The sequence below is a fragment of the Vibrio sp. T3Y01 genome, assembly GCF_013114525.1.
GTDB lineage: Bacteria > Pseudomonadota > Gammaproteobacteria > Enterobacterales > Vibrionaceae > Vibrio > Vibrio chagasii_B.
The window spans coordinates 89,673-107,677 of the sequence record NZ_VTXJ01000018.1 but is presented as its reverse complement, the minus strand read 5'-3'; the positions used below and the strand labels follow the sequence as shown (position 1 = coordinate 107,677).

Genomic DNA, 18,005 nt, shown 5'->3' with positions numbered 1-18,005 from the left:
TCTGTTGGCGGCGCACAAGAGTCTGTAGCAGTAATCGATGCAGCACTTAAGTACGTAGACAGCCACCGTGCAGAGCTAGGTGCTTTCCAAAACCGTTTCGACCACGCTATCAGCAACTTAGACAACATTAACGAGAACGTTAATGCATCTAAGAGCCGTATTAAAGATACTGACTTCGCGAAAGAAACGACTCAGATGACTAAGTCTCAGATCCTTTCTCAAGCTTCAAGCTCGATTCTTGCTCAAGCGAAACAAGCACCGAACTCGGCACTTAGCCTACTAGGTTAATCGATTAAAAAGCCACGTTGACTATAAGTGTTGTTGAAACAAAGCGTTAACGTAAGGCTTCCACAAATTAGCTCGTGGTGAGAGATGAGCGCTAAACAAACCCAGCTTCGGCTGGGTTTTTGCTTTTCTACGAATCGCAAAAATGTGTAGGGGAATTGCTAAGTAAGGTGTGGATGACAAGCGAGATTCCCTATCACGGTCGTCCCTCCCTGTAGGGAATGACGGGTTAGTCTATCAATCTTCAGCATCATTCCGTCATCCCAGAATCGAGTAGAACGAGATATCAGGGATCTCAGTTGTCTTTTGTATTCAACCCCATGCTTATTAATCTAAGCAAACGGGAAACTTTAGCGCATATCGGTCGATTAATTGAATGGCGATCACACTTTTCTTTGTTATTGAAAATAATGCGAAAAAAAACACATTTTTTATTAAAGCTTCTAATTAAGGCGCCGTTAAAGGGATTGAGAGAAATGATATGTACCAATGTAAGGTGAGAGAGACAGTGGTGCGTAAACAAATTGATATGTATTTGTGTGAGGTGAGAGTCACATGGGTGCATTAAAAAATGCCTAAAGGAGATCAACTATGGCGATTAATGTAAGCACTAACGTGTCTGCAATGACGGCTCAGCGTTACCTAAATAACGCGGCTGAAGGTACTCAAAAATCAATGGAGCGTTTGTCTTCTGGCTATAAAATCAATAGCGCAAAAGATGATGCTGCAGGCTTACAAATCTCTAACCGCTTAACGTCGCAAAGCCGTGGCCTAGATATGGCTGTGAAAAACGCAAATGACGGTATCTCTATTGCACAAACAGCTGAAGGTGCGATGAATGAGTCAACCAACATTCTGCAACGTATGCGTGACCTTTCTCTTCAATCTGCAAACGGTTCAAACAGCAAGTCTGAGCGTGTTGCTATCCAAGAAGAAGTATCTGCTCTAAACACAGAACTTAACCGTATCGCTGAAACAACCTCTTTTGGTGGTAACAAGCTTCTTAACGGTACTTACGGTAGCCAATCTTTCCAAATCGGTGCTGACTCAGGTGAAGCGGTAATGCTTTCTATGAGCAACATGCGTACTGACACTCAAGACATGGGTGGTAAGAGCTACGGTGTTACTGAAGGTAAAGATGCATCTTGGCGTGTAGGTGCTGGTGCTGACCTGACTATCAAATACAACGATAAGTTCGGTGAAGCTCAAGAGCTATCTATCTCTGCTAAAGAAGGCAACGATATCGAAGAGCTAGCAACTTACATCAACGGTCAAAGCCAAGACGTTAAAGCGTCTGTAGGTGAAGGCGGTAAACTACAACTTTTCGCTTCTAGCCAAAAAGTTGAAGGTGATGTTGAGTTTGGTGGCAGCCTTGCAAGTGAGCTAGGTATTGGCGCAGGCAAAGATGTAACCGTAAATGACATCGACGTAACATCAGTTGCGGGTGCAAACGAAGCGGTATCTATCATCGATGGCGCTCTAAAATCTGTAGATAGCCAACGTGCATCTCTTGGTGCTTTCCAAAACCGTTTTGACCACGCAATCAGCAACTTAGAAAACATCAACGAAAACGTTAATGCGTCTAAGAGCCGTATCAAAGATACCGATTACGCGAAAGAAACAACAGCAATGACGAAGTCTCAAATCCTACAACAGGCGAGTACTTCTATCCTAGCTCAAGCAAAACAATCACCATCAGCAGCTTTAAGCTTATTGGGCTAAACTTACCTCGGTAAGTAGCGGTAAACTCCGCTTTACGTGGAGTTTTACTGTTGGCTCATGAAGGATGGAGGGAGAGTGTTATGGAAATACCATCTAACGCATCGAACATCCAGCCTTATGGCTCACCTAATGGCATTAAAATTGCAAGCGATGAAGGTAGTAGTGCGTCGAGCATTTCACGGCTGAAAGAAGCAACCTCTTATGGCAAGGTAGAGAAATCGAAAGAAGAAGCTACCGAAGCAGCGATTCAATTAGCTCAAGAGAGAAAAGAGCTAAATGATGAAGAGCGAGTCAAGATGGTGGAGAAGGTAAACGAGTTTATCTCCTCTCTTAACAAGGGGGTTGCCTTTAAGGTCGATGAAGAATCGGGAAGGGATGTGGTGACTATTTATGAAACCACAACCGGCGATATTATTCGTCAGATACCCGATGAAGAAATGCTTGAAATTCTAAGACGCCTAGCAGCCCAAAACTCGAATAGTAGAATATTTGAGGTGAAGGTCTAAGTCGTATTATTGAGGTGGTTTAATGAGTTTTGGCCCAATGGGGATTTCGTCTGGCATGGATATCAATTCCATGGTCAGCAAAATTGTGGATTCGGAGCGTGTACCTAAACAGCAACGAATCGACAATGAAAGAGCGCGAATCGATACCAGCATTAGTGCCTATGGAAGACTCAGAGAATCTCTCGATTCGATGAAAAACCTGATGACAAACTTTCGTCAGGAAAAAGCTTTCGCTGTACGTACAGTAGAAAGTACTGATGAAGCGCTTGTTTCTGCAACCGCGACTACTGAAGCGATCGCTGGCAAATACGCCATCGATGTGTTGCAGCTTGCCCAGAGTCATAAAGTTGCGTCAGATGTTCTATCTGATGACATGAAATTTGGCCCAGGTAAGCTGCAGGTTTCGCTTGGTGATGATAGCTTTGATGTGCAAGTTGGCGATAGATCAAAGCTAATCGATGTTGTTCGCAGCATCAACGGTGCAGATAGAAACCCAGGCGTTCGCGCGTCTATTATCAATGATGTCGAAGGCCCACGACTTATTGTCGCCTCCAACCAATCTGGTGCCGATCAACAAATTAGTATCAGTGTCGACTCTGATGCGTCAAATCCTCTAAAAAAACTCGAATACAAAACCCTTGAAGAACGTGTTGAAGCGCTAGAGAAAGCTCGTATTGCCGCTCAAGACGTACTTGGTCTTACACCTGCTGGAAAAGCCGTTGATCTTATCGATGAGGCTATCTCTGACGATGTCCCGAAAGCCGATGAAGCTGTCGACGAAGACGGCAATATCATTCCAGGTTCTCAAGCGGACTCAACGTCTCCTGCAGAAGATGGCTCTCAAAGCCTTAGCTTCGGTGAACAAGCCGCTGCAGATGGCCAAGCTGCCCTAGATGCAGCTCAGGCGGCAAAATCTGTCATGCCTGAAGACAATATCCCAGGTTGGACGGAAACGGCTTCTGGCACGCTGTTAGATTCTTATTACACACCAGAACTTGAGCTTGACGAAAAAGCGATCGAGAAGGCGCCTGATGTTCCTGGTTGGTCAAACACGGCCTCAGGTACCTTGACTGATTCATATGTGACACCGAAAGAGGCCCAGCAAAAGCTAGAGGCAGAGCAAGCACGTATCGAAGAGAAGATCGCTCAAGAAAAAGCGGATCTGGCCAAGAAAGTAGAAAACGGTGAATTGACCGCAGAGCAAGCAAAAAATATCGAGCGTGCCAAATTAGAGCCTGAAGAGCGAGAGCGCTTAGAGAAAGTCGACAAGGCGCAAGCTGATTTGGCGCTTGCTCAACAATCTTTTGATAGTTACAGCGGCATGACCGAAGTCCAAGCTGGTCAAGATTCAATGGTGGTACTGGATGGTGTCGCTCAGCTCTCTAGTAATAACAATGTGATTGAAGATGCCGTTGAAGGCATTGATATTACGGTGAAAGGAAAGACGCCAAAAGATAAGCCGCCAGCAGAAATTGGAGTTGAGTACGACCGTAATAGTGTTCGTCAAGACATCGAAGCCTTTGTGAATTCTTACAACCAGTTTTACCAAGTGTCTAAAAACTTGGCGGGTGTCGATCCTGCGACTGGACAAAAAGGCCCACTTTCTGGTGACAGCACGGTCCGTAACGCAGACTCACGATTGAAAGGGGTGTTCTCATCAAGTATCGAAGGCGCACCAGACAACCTTAAGTCTTTAACAGAGTTTGGTATCACGACCACTAGGCAAGGCTCGTTAGAGATCAACTACGACATGCTCGACCGACAGCTAAACAATAACTTTGATAAGCTGGGCGAGTTTTTTGGCGGCAACAATGGCTTTGCTAAAAAAGTCGAAGATGCGATTCAGGGTATCACTGGTATTACTGGTTCAATTCGTACTCGAGAAAAGAGTCTGGTTGAGCAAAACTACCGCTTAGCAGACGACCAAAACGCCTTAGATCGCCGTATGGACAGTCTTGAGAGTCGTACTCACTCTAAGTTCACCGCCATGCAAGATGCAACCAGTAAGATGCAGTCTCAGCTTGGTAGCATGATGAATGCGTTGGGTTAATAGATGACCAGTCAGCTTCAAGAGCTTTGTGAACTAGATCAATTAATTATCTCTAAGCTCGAATTTAGTGAAATTAATGCTGAAGAAATAGCGACGCTTGTCGATAACAGAGAACAGTTATTGCAAAACGTGCTTCAATTCATCGATTCACACCCTGACGTTAAGCAAAGTTCGGAGTGGTTTGAAGCCATTTCGAGAACAAGAAAATTAGTCGAATTGATGCAGTCTGAAACTGGACGGGTAGGGAAAACCCTGCACAAGTACCGACATGGTGCCAAGTCAGTTCAACAATACAAAAAGTTTTTATAGAAGAGGTTTACTATGCGCGGTTCTTTACAGGCATATAAAAAGGTATCAGTGGATAGTCAGCTAACGGCTGCCTCACCGCATAAGATTGTGCAAATGCTAATGGCCGGCGCTATCGAGCGTTTAATCCAAGGTAAAGCGGCAATGCAAGCGGGCAATATCCCGGTGAAAGGTGAGCGACTTGGTAAGGCTCTAGACATCATTATTAGCCTTCGTAGCTGCCTTTCTATGGACGATGGTGGTGATATTGCGAAAAACCTAGATCAACTTTATGAGTTCATGATCACGCAAATTTCTGCGGCAAATCACAAAAATGACCCACAGCCTATTGATGATGTTATCGATATTATCCGCGAAATTAAGAGCGCTTGGGACCAAATTCCGAATGAATATCACAACTTGACGTCTGCTGAAGTCGGTATTTAAAGAAAAACTGCAGTTTTAACTAACCTTAGATCCTCTAATTGGTTGGTTGCCTTATTTTTTTAATCAAATAAAATAGAAGCCATTAGATAGCCTAATGGCTTTTTTTCGTTGCTGATTTCATAAATTTGTCCTCGTAAACCATAATCATAGATAGAATTCTTAATTTTATGGAATACGTTGCTCACCGTTTTTCCGCATCGCACCAAAATAAAGGCAATAATTCCTACTTATGCAAGGTTTGGCAAAACTGCTTGTGGTCGACGATAACGCTCAAGATCGTCACAATTTAAGCACAATATTAGAGTTTGTAGGAGAGAGCTGCGAAGTAATCAGCTCTGAACAAGCGCGCAAAGTCGACTGGTCACTACAGTGGGCTGGTTGCATTATTGGCTCAATAAAAGGTAAAGGCTTCAACGCATTACTGAATGATAAGCTTGTTCACGCGAATCACATCCCTCTACTTGTGATTGGCAAAAACAACCACCCGGTTGACGAGCTCACCAATTTTGTTGGTGAACTCGAGCTGCCTCTTAACTATCCCCAATTAAGTGATGCATTAAGACACTGTAAAGATTTCTTAGGACGCAAAGGTGTTCAGGTTGTCTCTTCAGCCCGTAAGAACACGCTGTTTCGCAGTCTGGTGGGTCAAAGTGCTGGCATTCAAGAAGTACGTCACTTGATTGAACAAGTTTCCTCTACCGAAGCCAACGTACTGATTCTCGGTGAGTCTGGTACCGGTAAAGAGGTGGTTGCTCGTAACATTCATTACCATTCAAAACGTCGCACTGGTCCTTTTGTTCCAGTGAACTGTGGTGCAATCCCACCAGATTTGCTGGAGAGTGAACTTTTCGGTCATGAGAAGGGCGCATTCACAGGTGCAATTACGGCACGTAAAGGACGTTTTGAGCTAGCTGAAGGTGGCACACTATTTCTTGATGAAATTGGCGATATGCCAATGGCGATGCAGGTTAAGTTGCTACGCGTACTACAAGAGCGATGCTTTGAACGTGTAGGTGGCAATTGCACTATCCAGGCGAATGTTCGAGTAATTGCGGCTACACACCGTAACCTTGAAGATATGATCGACGATGATTCATTCCGTGAAGATCTTTATTACCGCTTGAATGTATTCCCGATTGAAATGCCGGCATTACAAGAGCGTAAAGAAGATATCCCTCTACTACTTCAAGAGCTTATGACGAGAATGGAAGCGGAAGGCAGTATGCCTATCTGCTTTACGCCTCGCGCGATTAACTCTTTGATGGAGCACGATTGGCCAGGTAACGTACGTGAATTGGCGAACTTAGTGGAGCGCATGGTTATTCTCTATCCGAATAGCTTAGTGGACGTAAACCATCTGCCAACTAAGTATCGGTACAGTGACATCCCTGAATTTCAACCAGAGTTTAATAGCTTTGTTTCTGAGGAAGAGCAAGAGCGTGACGCTTTAGCTGACCTGTTCTCGGAAGATTTCAGCTTCGATCAGCAAGATGATATGACTGATAATGCGAATGCACCTCAGGAATTACCACCGGAAGGTGTGAACCTGAAAGAGCTGCTCGCTGATATGGAAGTGAATATGATCAATCAAGCCTTGGAAGCTCAAGGCGGTATTGTTGCTCGAGCGGCAGACATGTTAGGCATGCGCAGAACCACTCTGGTTGAGAAAATGCGTAAATACAATCTGCAGCGTTAGTGTTCTGCTTTTCGAAAAACGGAAAAACACACACGAAATTTTTAGCTAATCGTTCATTTTAGCTAAGCGATAAGATAAACCATAGTCGAGTTGTTGCTTGCTTAACTATGTGATAAATATAGCAAATAGCCTGACTCGTTTTGTGCGTGTCAGGCTGTTTTAGTATTTGAGGCAAATTTTTGACATGCACGTATCTAACGAACCAGAAAATCAATCACACCTAGATTCTGTTGAGCAACAGGTTGAGCGCTATAAGCAAGTGCTCGATGTTATGCCTGCTGGTGTCATCTTGTTAGATACCCATGGTGAAGTAAGAGAAGCAAACCCCGAAGCGCACCGCATTCTTGGCGTCGAGTTGGTTGGAGAGAAGTGGTTTTCTGTTATCCAAAGTGCTTTTGATCCCAAAGACGATGATGGTCATGAGATCTCATTAAAGAACGGTCGAAAGGTACGTTTGGCGATTTCTGCTTCGACTACGGGTCAGCTAATTTTGATTACCGATCTGACCGAGACGCGTTTGCTGCAATCACGAGTTAGTGATCTCCAGCGTCTGTCGTCATTAGGTAGAATGGTGGCGTCACTTGCTCATCAGGTTCGTACACCGCTCTCTAGTGCAATGTTGTATGCGTCAAACCTTGCCGCACCGAATCTACCACCGGCAACGAAGACACGTTTTCAATCTAAGCTTATGGATAGACTTCATGACTTAGAGAAGCAAGTTAATGACATGCTGCTGTTTGCTAAGGGCGGCGATAATAAGGTGGTGAAGCCTTTTACTGTGGCTGAATTGATCACAGAATTTCAGCCAATGGTCGAAGCAGCGTTGAAATCGAACCAAATTGATTACTGCCAAGAAGTGGAAGGCGAACAGACTCAAATGTTCGGCAATGCCAACGCGATTGCCTCTGCTTTAAGTAATCTGGTTTTGAATGCGGTTCAAATTGCCGGCAAAGAATCACAGATAGATGTATTTTTTAGGCCGGTAAACGGCGAGCTTAAGATATCAGTACAAGACAGTGGTCCCGGCGTACCGAAAGAGCTTCAAGGTAAAATCATGGAACCATTCTTTACCACTCGCTCGCAAGGGACAGGCTTAGGCTTGGCGGTTGTACAAATGGTATGTCGAGCACATGAAGGTCGACTGGAATTGATATCAGAAGAAGGTGATGGCGCATGCTTTACCATGTGCTTGCCACTAGAAAGAAGCGCTTCTACTGAAGACTAATAAGTTTTAACTGAATTTACACTGGAGAATCCTATGGCTCAAAGCAAAGTGTTAATCGTCGAAGATGATGAAGGTCTACGCGAGGCCCTTGTCGATACACTCGCGCTTGCTGGCTATGAATGGCTAGAAGCAGATTGCGCAGAAGATGCTCTGGTCAAACTAAAATCGAACTCCGTTGATATCGTTGTCTCTGACGTTCAGATGGCAGGCATGGGCGGCTTAGCGCTGTTAAGAAACATCAAGCAGCACTGGCCAAATCTCCCTGTATTGTTGATGACAGCTTATGCCAACATCGAAGACGCCGTCGCTGCAATGAAAGAGGGCGCTATCGACTATATGGCAAAGCCATTTGCGCCAGAAGTACTGCTAAACATGGTGAGCCGTTATGCTCCCGTAAAATCGGACGACAATGGTGATGCCATCGTTGCTGATGAAAAAAGCATCAAGCTAATGATGCTGGCCGATAAAGTGGCAAAAACGGACGCCAATGTCATGGTTTTGGGCCCGAGCGGCTCTGGTAAAGAGGTGATGTCGCGTTACATCCATAACGCCTCAAACCGTAAAGATGGTCCGTTCGTCGCGATTAATTGTGCGGCAATTCCTGACAATATGTTGGAAGCGACTCTATTTGGATATGAGAAAGGTGCATTTACTGGCGCTATTCAGGCGTGTCCAGGTAAGTTTGAACAAGCTCAAGGCGGTACAATTTTACTCGATGAGATCAGTGAAATGGATCTTGGCCTGCAAGCTAAGTTGTTGCGTGTGCTGCAAGAGCGTGAAGTTGAGCGTTTAGGTAGCCGTAAGAGCATTAAACTTGATGTTCGTGTACTCGCGACCAGTAACCGAGATCTAAAACAGTATGTGTCTGAGGGTAATTTCCGTGAAGACTTGTACTACCGTTTGAATGTTTTCCCAATTTCTTGGCCTCCACTGTGTGAACGTAAAGGTGATATTGAGCCTTTGGCGAAGCACTTAGTTGAGCGCCACTGTACCAAACTGGGTATGCCAGTTCCGGTCATGTCACCTCAAGCGATCAGCAAACTCGTCAATTATCCGTGGCCGGGTAATGTACGTGAACTTGATAATGTCGTGCAGCGCGCGTTGATTCTGAGCGAAGAAGAAAAAATTTCTGGTGAGCATATCCTACTTGAAGGGGTGGATTGGCAAGACGCTAGTGGCCTACAGCAGATTGTGGAAGGTAGCGATGTGGCAACACCAGATATCAAGCCTATTGCGGAAGCAAACCCAATCAACAAAATCGCTTCAAGCAGTGAAGGTTTGGGGAATGAGCTTAGAGATCAAGAGTATGCGATCATCCTTGAAACTTTGATCGCATGTAACGGCCGACGTAAAGATATGGCTGAGAAACTCGGTATTAGCCCTCGCACATTGCGCTATAAGTTAGCAAAAATGCGCGATGCTGGAATAGATATCCCAAACTAAGCACAGATTAGTAGTGTCAGCTTTCTGACTAGTGTAATACGATATCTAGTCGTTTTTAGGTATGGCACGCTAATTGCTCTGTCAATAATACAGCAAAATAGATAGTCATAAATTTGACTCCTTGAGGTAGTAAATGAGAATAGATGGTTTACAAGGCGAGATGCAGGCAATGATGGTTGAAGCTGCGAGCGCGCGTCCTGCTGCGACAGGGCAAACGGTCGGTGCAGACTTCGGCAACATGCTGACGCAAGCCATCAACAATGTGAACTCATTGCAAAAGACCTCAGGGGATCTACAAACTCGTTTTGATAGCGGTGATCAAAGTGTGTCGCTGTCTGATGTGATGATTGCTCGTAATAAATCTAGTGTGGCCTTTGAAGCGACAATCCAAATTAGAAATAAGTTGGTTGAGTCATACAAAGAGCTGATGAATATGCCGGTATAAGTTGGGTAGTTAAGTAGTGGCAGATAATAGTCAAACAACAGATTTAACCGTGAGCGATGGTAACGACCACGCACTCATTGCGGGTGCTGAGCTGGACGGAGAAGGGCAAAACCCGGATCTAGGTGAACGTAGTTCATCTAAATTTGATATGGCCGTAGGTGACCTCGATTTACTTCGTCAGGTCGTCTTAGTGCTGTCTATCTCAATCTGTGTCGCGCTTATTGTGATGCTGTTTTTCTGGGTTAAAGAACCAGAAATGCGTCCATTAGGGGCTTATGAAACAGAAGAGTTGATCCCAGTTCTGGATTACTTAGATCAGCAAAAGATCGAGTACTCGCTTGAGGGTAATACCATCTCGGTGCCAGCAAGTGAATATAACTCCCTGAAGCTTAATATGGTTCGCGCTGGTTTGAACCAAGAGCGAAACGCAGGTGATGACATCCTCATGCAAGACATGGGTTTTGGTGTATCACAACGTTTAGAGCAAGAACGCCTCAAATTAAGCCGCGAAAGACAGCTTGCGAAAGCCATTGAGCAGATGAAGCAGGTGCGTAAAGCGCAGGTTTTATTGGCGCTGCCGAAGCAAAGTGTTTTTGTTCGTCATAATCAAGAAGCCTCTGCCTCTGTATTCCTAACCCTCAAAACGGGTACTAACCTTAAACAGCAAGAGGTTGACTCTGTTGTCGATATGGTGGCGAGTGCCGTTCCGGGAATGAAAACGTCGCGTATTACCGTTACTGATCAACATGGCCGACTGCTGAGCTCCGGCTCTCAAGACCCTATGTCAGCGGCGCGTCGTAAAGAGCACGAGCTAGAGCGTAATCAAGAGCAAGCACTGCGTGAGAAAATTGACTCTATCCTTATTCCTATTCTTGGATTTGGAAACTACACGGCTCAGGTTGATATTCAGCTCGACTTCAGCGCAGTAGAACAAACCAGAAAACGTTTTGATCCGAACACTCCGGCAACGCGAAGCGAATACACCTTAGAAGATTACAATAACGGCAACACTGTCGCGGGTATTCCGGGTGCGCTGAGTAACCAGCCTCCATCAGATGCGTCTATCCCTCAGGATGTCGCTCAGATGAAAGATGGCGCGATGACAGGCCAGGGCTCGGTTCATAAAGAAGCAACTCGAAACTTCGAATTAGATACCACCATCAGTCATGAGCGTAAGCAGACTGGCACGGTGAACCGTCAAACGGTATCGGTCGCGATTAAAGATCGTCAATCCATCAACCCAGATACCGGTGAAGTGGTGCACACGCCAATTCCAGCCAGTGAAATCAACGCGATCCGCCAAGTGCTGATTGGTACGGTCGGTTTTGATGAAAGCCGCGGTGACTTATTGAATGTATTAAGCATGCAGTTCGCACCACAAATCACAGATGTGGTTCCTGATGTGCCTATCTGGGAGCACCCTAACTTCAATGATTGGGTACGTTGGTTTGCGAGCGCATTGGTTATTATTGTTGTGGTATTAGTCCTTGTTCGCCCAGCAATGAAGAAACTGCTTAACCCAGCTGCAGACAACGATGAACAGATGTACGGCCCTGATGGCATGCCAATTGGTGCCGATGGGGAGACCAGCCTAATTGGTGGTGATATTGAAGGTGGCGAGCTGTTTGAATTTGGTTCAAGCATCGACTTACCAAACCTTCATAAAGATGAAGACGTGCTGAAAGCAGTACGTGCACTTGTAGCGAATGAACCAGAGCTAGCAGCTCAAGTAGTTAAGAATTGGATGGCAGATGGCTAACGAAATTGTTCCACAACAAGCTGAAGGCGGTGAAGTGCTTGATGTCGCGAGTGTGGATATCGCCTCTATTTCAGGTGATGAGCGCGCAGCGATCTTGTTGTTGAGTTTAAACGAAGAAGATGCGGCGGGTATTATTCGCCACCTAGAACCTAAGCAGGTTCAACGTGTGGGTAGTGCCATGGCGCGTGCAACGGATTTATCACAAGAGAAGGTAGGCGCAGTGCACCGTGCTTTCTTAGATGATATTCAGAAGTACACCAACATCGGTATGGGCAGTGAAGACTTCATGCGTAATGCGCTGGTGGCTGCTCTGGGTGAAGACAAGGCTAATAACCTTGTTGACCAAATCCTTTTGGGAACCGGTTCAAAAGGCTTGGATTCTCTTAAGTGGATGGACCCTCGTCAGGTGGCAAGTATCATCATCAACGAGCACCCGCAGATTCAAACCATCGTGTTGTCTTACCTAGAAGCCGATCAGTCTGCTGAGATTTTGTCCCAGTTCCCTGAGCGTGTACGTCTAGATTTGATGATGCGTATTGCTAACCTTGAAGAAGTTCAACCTTCGGCGCTTGCTGAGCTGAACGAAATCATGGAGAAACAGTTCGCGGGTCAAGCTGGTGCGCAAGCGGCCAAAATTGGCGGCCTGAAAGCAGCGGCAGAGATCATGAACTACATGGACAACAACGTAGAAGGTGTCTTGATGGATCAAATCCGCGATCAAGACGAAGACATGGCAACGCAGATTCAAGATCTTATGTTTGTCTTTGAAAACCTTATTGAAGTGGATGACCAAGGCGTTCAGAAACTGCTACGTGACGTACCACAAGACGTTCTACAGAAAGCACTTAAAGGTGCTGATGAAGGCCTGCGTGAGAAGATCTTCAAGAACATGTCTAAACGTGCTGCCGATATGATGAGAGACGATATTGAGGCGATGCCGCCAGTGAAAGTCTCTGACGTAGAAGCGGCTCAGAAAGAAATTTTGGGTATTGCGAGGAAGATGGCAGACAGTGGCGAGATTATGCTGTCTGGTGGCGCCGACGAGTTCCTTTAATACAGAAACCTCAAAAGCCCCACACCGTTGGGGCTTTTCTTTATCCAACCTCGAACCACAGATTAATTACAGTTTAGCTGTTTGAATTTAAAACAGTTGGACTCACTCATAGATAGGTACTGATATGTCAGGTGATAGAAAACGCGGCTTCCTTCGCCCTGAAGAAGATAATACGGTTGCCCAACCTCAGAAATGGGGGCTGCCTGACTACACCTCTGATGTGAGTAAACAAGCTAAAGAAACGGCGTTTAACTACGACCCAGGTTGGATGCCGACAGTTGAAGAAGCTATTGAAGATGAAGAGCTTGTTCTGACCGAAGAGCAAATCGAGCTGATCAAGCAAGGCGCTTACCAAGAAGGTCTGCATCAAGGTCAGGAAGCTGGCTTCAAGCAAGGTTATGAAAAAGGCAAAGAAGAAGGTTTTGCTGCAGGCCATGCTGAAGGCAATGAAGCTGGTAAGCTCGAAGGCGTTACCGCTGGTCAAGAGTACATTCAACAACAAGTCGCTATCTTTATGGGGCTCGCGAACCAGTTTGCTCAACCTTTGGAGCTGATGAACGCTCAGGTTGAAAAGCAGCTGGTGGACATGGTGCTGACCATGGTTAAAGAGGTGGTGCACGTTGAAGTTCAGACTAATCCACAAATTATCCTAGATACCGTAAAAGAGTCAGTCGAATCTTTGCCGATTTCTGGTCATGCTATTACGTTGAAGCTTAACCCGGAAGACGTCACTATCATTCGTTCTGCATATGGGGATACGGAACTGGATTGTCGCAATTGGACATTAGTTTCAGAGCCAGCACTTAACCGTGGCGATGTGCAAATTGAAGCGGGCGAATCGAGTGTGAATTATCGAATGGAAGAGCGTGTGAAGAACGTTATCCAGAGCTTCTGTGGTGCTAATCGCCATCAAGGTCATGCGTAATGCTTGAGTTAGCGAATCGTCTCAGCCAATACAAAGTCGAAGGGCTAAAATCACGCCCCGTTGCCTCTGGTAAATTGGTGCGGGTAGTCGGACTAACCCTTGAAGCAACCGGCTGTAAAGCCCCGATTGGTAGCCTGTGCTTAGTTGAAACCATGTCTGGCCAGATGGAAGCTGAAGTGGTTGGCTTCTCTGGTGATAACCTATTTCTGATGCCGAGTGAACAAATCACAGGGATCTTACCCGGTGCTCGTGTCACCCCTATGACCTCTGAAAGCGGCATTCCTGTCGGGATGGAACTGCTTGGCCGTGTTATCGACGGTGTCGGTAATCCTCTGGATGGGCTTGGTCCTATCTATACTGAGCAACGCGCATCATTCAGTGCCGAACCGATTAACCCTCTGGCTCGTAAGCCGATCTCAGAACCACTGGATGTTGGCTTGAAAGCGATTAACGGCTTGCTGACGGTGGGTAAAGGACAGCGTATCGGTCTGTTCGCTGGTTCTGGTGTCGGTAAGTCGGTAACACTAGGCATGATGACTCGAGGTACCACCGCGCAAGTGGTTGTGGTGGGCTTGATTGGTGAGCGTGGACGCGAAGTAAAAGAATTTATTGAAGAGATTCTTGGTGAGGACGGCCGTAAGCGATCGGTTGTGGTTGCTGCCCCTGCCGATTCATCACCATTAATGCGATTAAAAGGCTGTCAAACGGCGTTAACGGTAGCGGAATATTTCCGCGACCAAGGTTTAGATGTTCTGCTCCTGATGGACTCATTGACCCGTTTTGCACAGGCTCAGCGTGAAATCGCACTATCTGTTGGCGAGCCGCCAGCAACCAAAGGTTATCCGCCATCGGTATTTGCTAAGCTGCCAGCGCTGGTTGAGCGTGCGGGTAACGGCAATGATGAGCAGGGTTCAATCACCGCTTTCTTTACCGTACTAACCGAAGGTGATGATCTACAAGACCCAATCGCCGATGCCTCACGAGCGATTCTCGATGGTCACGTTGTGTTGTCACGTGAAATGGCAGATGCGGGTCATTATCCTGCGATTGACGTTGAGAAGTCCGTCAGCCGTGTGATGCCTCAAATCACCACCGAAGAACATGTGTTGATGTCGAAAGCGGTAAGACAAGTGCTTTCTATCTGCCGTAAGAACCAAGACTTGGTGTCGATTGGTGCTTACAAGCCGGGTACCGACCCTGCGATTGATAGCGCCTTCACCTTGAAGCCGAAGTTGGATGAGTACTTACAGCAGAAGATGAAAGAAACGGTTCCTTACGATATGTGCGTCAACATGTTGAAGCATGTGTTGGGTGGCTAACGGGTGATTAAGGTTAGTCATGGATAATGCATTAGAGTTTCTTCTCGACCAAGCAAAAGACCAAGAAAATCAAGCGGTCTTGGCGCTCAACAAAGCCAATGCGGAGCTGCAAGGTTATTACGAACAGGTTGCGCAGATTGAAAAGTATCGACTGGATTATTGTCAGCAACTTGTTGATAGAGGCAAGGCAGGGCTAACGGCCAGTCAATATGGGCATTTGAATCGCTTCTTAACTCAATTGGACGAAACGCTTTCTAAACAGCGAGAAGCGGAGCATCACTTTAAAAATCAGGTCGATAACTGCCAAAACTACTGGATGGAACTGCGTAAGAAACGTAAATCCTATGAGTGGTTGATGGAGAAGAAGCAGAAAGAGAAAGCCAAACTGCAGGATCAAAGAGAACAAAAGCAGATGGATGAGTTTTCGACTTTGCTTTATAGCCGTAAGAAGATGTGATCCCGAGCCATGAATCCTACTGGCGCTGTTCACATGGTGATTAGCCGAGTTTTCTAGGCATGTTTCTTGCTCTGTTTTATATAAAATTGCGCCTTGTGCCTGCCAAAGGTATGAAAAGCATCCGACTTTCTTTTTGTTGCCTGTTTATGGTGGCAAAGCTAGTAGATAGAGCTTGTATATATGAACGTTAGTCCTTCTTCAAATTCAGCGACCAACACAACGTCTTCGTTGTTGGACACCGGTTCTGCCGCTTCAAAGGTGGAGGAAAACGGAGACTCAAAAGGTTTCTTTGAATCTTTTAAAGAAGCGCTCGGCTTTGAAGAAAGTGGTAGCAAAGCAACGGTAAAAGACGCAGACAGCACTACAAAATCTGATGCTAAACAAGCCTCTACGGAAAGTGAAGCTTCAGATGAAGCAAAGAAAACGAACTCAACAGCTGAGACTACGGATGAGTCAAGCCAAGCTCAAAGTAAGCAAGTAGCTTCAGAAGTTGAAGGTGAGCAAGCCACAGACAAAACTCCTGTAGAGGTTGTCTCTAGTTCAGAATCACAACTCAAAGCGAATTCAACCGATGATGCTGCTATCGCAAACAAGGCGGGTGAGAAAGATGAGTTGGCTAACAACAACGGCTCTAAGGAACAGACAGCTCAACCTCAAGGCCAAGCTTCATCAGCGGTAAACGAATCGACCCAAGCATCGCAAGCGGCGGCTGTGATGAATGAAGGAAACAAGTTATTAGGTCAGTTGGATGAGGCAAATAAAACGCTGAATCAGACACCAAACGGCAAAGCCTTGCCACAACAGTCTCAGTTAGAACAGGCTCAGGTCGACCAAGCTCAAGGTAATACTCCAGGAGCTTCTGTTGCAGGTTTCTCTGCTGCAGGTGAAGCGGGTAAGCAACTCCAGCAAACCCACTCAGCGAATCAAGGTAGTACGCTAGAAGTGGACTCTGAAATTGCTGTGCTTACTGGCGGGAAAGGCGTCTCGCAACTGACAGATGATGAAATTCGCCAGTTGATGGATAAAGGCGTTACTCCCGAGCAGATTGAAGCAAGTATGAGCCGAGAGATCAGCCAGAAAAATGCGGCACAAGCAGAAGTTGCAGGGCAAAGCCAAGCACTGTCTCCAGCGGATATTGAGCTGGCAAAACAGGTAGATGCGCACACCAAAGCGCTCAATCAACTAAATGCTCAGATTGAGTCAAAACAGTCCGTTGTTGATGGTTTACTGCAGAAGCAGCAAAGTGGCACTAAGTTGACAACTGATGAGCAAGCGATGTTGGCTAAAACGACCGCTGAGTTAGACGTTTTGGATAAACAACTCGCAAACGTTCAGCAACAAGCAACGGCTTTACTGAGTCAAGCTCCGGGCGCAAACAGCGCCTTAGCTGAGCCTGTTACGATTGATTGGGATAATACAGATTCAAATGAAGCCAAAGCCTTAGCAGCTGCAGCTTCAACAGCAGCGGTTGCGACGGCTGCGCAGCAAACTACTGCGCAAGCGGCAGCGCAATCGACGAGTAACGCGGCTGCCACTCATGCAGCGACGGATAAAGCGGCAATGCTGCACGCTAATAATATGCATATAGCCCAACAGGTAGCGGCTCAACAAGCTAATGTCGCAGCACAACAGCCACAAGCTGCGTTGGATCCTGCGTTAACCGCGCAAGGTGTGGCGCTGAATGCAGCACCTGCCGCGACGAAAGCGGGTTCAACAGATATGTTACTTAAGGCTGGTGCTGGTGCGGCTACTCTTTCTGGCCTCGGTAAAGCGGGTGCTAAGGAAGACTCGAAAGACACCACATTTGCTCAGCAGATCGCTTCTGCGGCTGGTGTACAAGGTGCAGCGAACGCAGGCTCGGCACCAACACGCGCCGAGATTCAAGCCGCTCAACAGGCACCGTTGCAGCTGACTAAAGAGCTAGCAAACGAACAGGTCGCTGAAAAGGTACAAATGATGATGTCTAAAAACCTTAAGAACTTAGACATTCGACTTGACCCACCAGAGTTAGGTCAAATGAAGATCCGTATGACAATGAATAATGACGTGGCGAACGTGCACTTTACGGTGAATAGTCAACAGGCGAGGGATGTGATTGAACAAACCTTACCTCGATTGAGAGAGATGCTTGCTCAACAGGGTATGCAGCTTGCCGATTCATCCGTTCAACAGCAAAGTTCAGGTCAGGGACAAGACAGATACAACAGTGGTGAGCAACAATCAGGCTCTAACCGCACAAATGATACGCAAGGTGATGAAAACCTTGATAGTGGCAGCAATCTTGAATTGAATGTCGCATCAAAGCGTGATGGAATTAGTTATTATGCCTAATATCAGGCTGAGCACACTTAATTGATAGATAGAACCAGCTGATAGACAGAACCGTC

The 18,005-nt window shown here is 46.2% G+C and carries 16 protein-coding genes; all 16 read left to right on the top strand.

The window, feature by feature from the left end; all coding sequences use genetic code 11:
• The coding region (locus F0232_RS18205) for a flagellin (protein WP_253821956.1) at window positions 1–288 on the top strand (288 nt) is incomplete at its 5' end.
• A gap of 588 nt (window positions 289–876) precedes the next feature.
• Window positions 877–2,007 (top strand): flagellin, encoded by a 1,131-nt coding sequence (locus tag F0232_RS18200; protein ID WP_061033702.1) that lies wholly within the window; start codon window positions 877–879, stop codon window positions 2,005–2,007.
• 80 nt (window positions 2,008–2,087) lie between these two features.
• Window positions 2,088–2,513 (top strand): flagellar protein FlaG, encoded by a 426-nt coding sequence (gene flaG / locus F0232_RS18195; RefSeq protein WP_008218257.1) that lies wholly within the window; start codon window positions 2,088–2,090, stop codon window positions 2,511–2,513.
• Window positions 2,514–2,535: 22 nt separating this feature from the next.
• Window positions 2,536–4,563, top strand: a complete 2,028-nt coding sequence (gene fliD, locus F0232_RS18190; RefSeq protein WP_105059163.1) for a flagellar filament capping protein FliD — start codon at window positions 2,536–2,538, stop codon at window positions 4,561–4,563.
• Window positions 4,564–4,566: 3 nt separating this feature from the next.
• Window positions 4,567–4,872, top strand: coding sequence for a flagellar protein FliT (locus F0232_RS18185; protein ID WP_004739828.1), 306 nt, complete (start codon window positions 4,567–4,569; stop codon window positions 4,870–4,872).
• A gap of 12 nt (window positions 4,873–4,884) precedes the next feature.
• On the top strand, window positions 4,885–5,295 hold the full coding sequence (fliS, locus tag F0232_RS18180; RefSeq protein WP_008218262.1) for a flagellar export chaperone FliS: 411 nt from the start codon (window positions 4,885–4,887) through the stop codon (window positions 5,293–5,295).
• 229 nt (window positions 5,296–5,524) lie between these two features.
• Entirely contained in the window at window positions 5,525–6,991 is a 1,467-nt protein-coding gene (locus F0232_RS18175) for a sigma-54 dependent transcriptional regulator (RefSeq protein ID WP_008218264.1), read from the top strand.
• Window positions 6,992–7,175: 184 nt separating this feature from the next.
• A complete protein-coding gene (locus tag F0232_RS18170; RefSeq protein WP_004739832.1) occupies window positions 7,176–8,216 on the top strand; it encodes a PAS domain-containing sensor histidine kinase in 1,041 nt (346 codons plus the stop codon).
• Between the two features lie 33 nt (window positions 8,217–8,249).
• Complete coding sequence (locus F0232_RS18165) at window positions 8,250–9,659, top strand: sigma-54 dependent transcriptional regulator (RefSeq protein ID WP_105059164.1); 1,410 nt, start codon at window positions 8,250–8,252, stop codon at window positions 9,657–9,659.
• A gap of 133 nt (window positions 9,660–9,792) precedes the next feature.
• The gene (gene fliE, locus F0232_RS18160; RefSeq protein WP_061033698.1) at window positions 9,793–10,104 is read left to right on the top strand and encodes a flagellar hook-basal body complex protein FliE; all 312 of its coding nucleotides are present in this window, start codon (window positions 9,793–9,795) and stop codon (window positions 10,102–10,104) included.
• A gap of 16 nt (window positions 10,105–10,120) precedes the next feature.
• On the top strand, window positions 10,121–11,863 hold the full coding sequence (gene fliF, locus F0232_RS18155) for a flagellar basal-body MS-ring/collar protein FliF (RefSeq protein WP_061033697.1): 1,743 nt from the start codon (window positions 10,121–10,123) through the stop codon (window positions 11,861–11,863).
• Window positions 11,856–12,917, top strand: a complete 1,062-nt coding sequence (gene fliG, locus F0232_RS18150; protein ID WP_008218275.1) for a flagellar motor switch protein FliG — start codon at window positions 11,856–11,858, stop codon at window positions 12,915–12,917. The genes fliF and fliG overlap by 8 nt, the downstream gene beginning before the upstream one ends.
• 124 nt (window positions 12,918–13,041) lie before the next feature.
• Window positions 13,042–13,842, top strand: coding sequence for a flagellar assembly protein FliH (gene fliH / locus F0232_RS18145; protein WP_061033696.1), 801 nt, complete (start codon window positions 13,042–13,044; stop codon window positions 13,840–13,842).
• Window positions 13,842–15,161, top strand: coding sequence for a flagellar protein export ATPase FliI (gene fliI / locus F0232_RS18140; protein ID WP_061033695.1), 1,320 nt, complete (start codon window positions 13,842–13,844; stop codon window positions 15,159–15,161). Before fliH ends, fliI begins: the two co-directional genes overlap by 1 nt.
• Window positions 15,162–15,180: 19 nt before the next feature.
• Window positions 15,181–15,618, top strand: a complete 438-nt coding sequence (fliJ, locus tag F0232_RS18135; protein ID WP_008218280.1) for a flagellar export protein FliJ — start codon at window positions 15,181–15,183, stop codon at window positions 15,616–15,618.
• Between the two features lie 180 nt (window positions 15,619–15,798).
• Window positions 15,799–17,949: a flagellar hook-length control protein FliK gene (locus tag F0232_RS18130; RefSeq protein WP_105059165.1), complete on the top strand. Its 2,151-nt coding sequence runs from the start codon at window positions 15,799–15,801 to the stop codon at window positions 17,947–17,949.
• Window positions 17,950–18,005 lie beyond the last annotated feature (56 nt).

Bases quoted from the DNA above. Each gene is read 5' to 3' on its own strand.
- F0232_RS18200 (WP_061033702.1), top strand. From the start codon at position 877: ATGGCGATTAATGTAAGCACTAACGTGTCTGCAATGACGGCTCAGCGT.
- flaG (WP_008218257.1), top strand. From the start codon at position 2,088: ATGGAAATACCATCTAACGCATCGAACATCCAGCCTTATGGCTCACCT.
- fliD (WP_105059163.1), top strand. From the start codon at position 2,536: ATGAGTTTTGGCCCAATGGGGATTTCGTCTGGCATGGATATCAATTCC.
- F0232_RS18185 (WP_004739828.1), top strand. From the start codon at position 4,567: ATGACCAGTCAGCTTCAAGAGCTTTGTGAACTAGATCAATTAATTATC.
- fliS (WP_008218262.1), top strand. From the start codon at position 4,885: ATGCGCGGTTCTTTACAGGCATATAAAAAGGTATCAGTGGATAGTCAG.
- F0232_RS18175 (WP_008218264.1), top strand. From the start codon at position 5,525: ATGCAAGGTTTGGCAAAACTGCTTGTGGTCGACGATAACGCTCAAGAT.
- F0232_RS18170 (WP_004739832.1), top strand. From the start codon at position 7,176: ATGCACGTATCTAACGAACCAGAAAATCAATCACACCTAGATTCTGTT.
- F0232_RS18165 (WP_105059164.1), top strand. From the start codon at position 8,250: ATGGCTCAAAGCAAAGTGTTAATCGTCGAAGATGATGAAGGTCTACGC.
- fliE (WP_061033698.1), top strand. From the start codon at position 9,793: ATGAGAATAGATGGTTTACAAGGCGAGATGCAGGCAATGATGGTTGAA.
- fliG (WP_008218275.1), top strand. From the start codon at position 11,856: ATGGCTAACGAAATTGTTCCACAACAAGCTGAAGGCGGTGAAGTGCTT.
- fliH (WP_061033696.1), top strand. From the start codon at position 13,042: ATGTCAGGTGATAGAAAACGCGGCTTCCTTCGCCCTGAAGAAGATAAT.
- fliI (WP_061033695.1), top strand. From the start codon at position 13,842: ATGCTTGAGTTAGCGAATCGTCTCAGCCAATACAAAGTCGAAGGGCTA.
- fliJ (WP_008218280.1), top strand. From the start codon at position 15,181: ATGGATAATGCATTAGAGTTTCTTCTCGACCAAGCAAAAGACCAAGAA.
- F0232_RS18130 (WP_105059165.1), top strand. From the start codon at position 15,799: ATGAACGTTAGTCCTTCTTCAAATTCAGCGACCAACACAACGTCTTCG.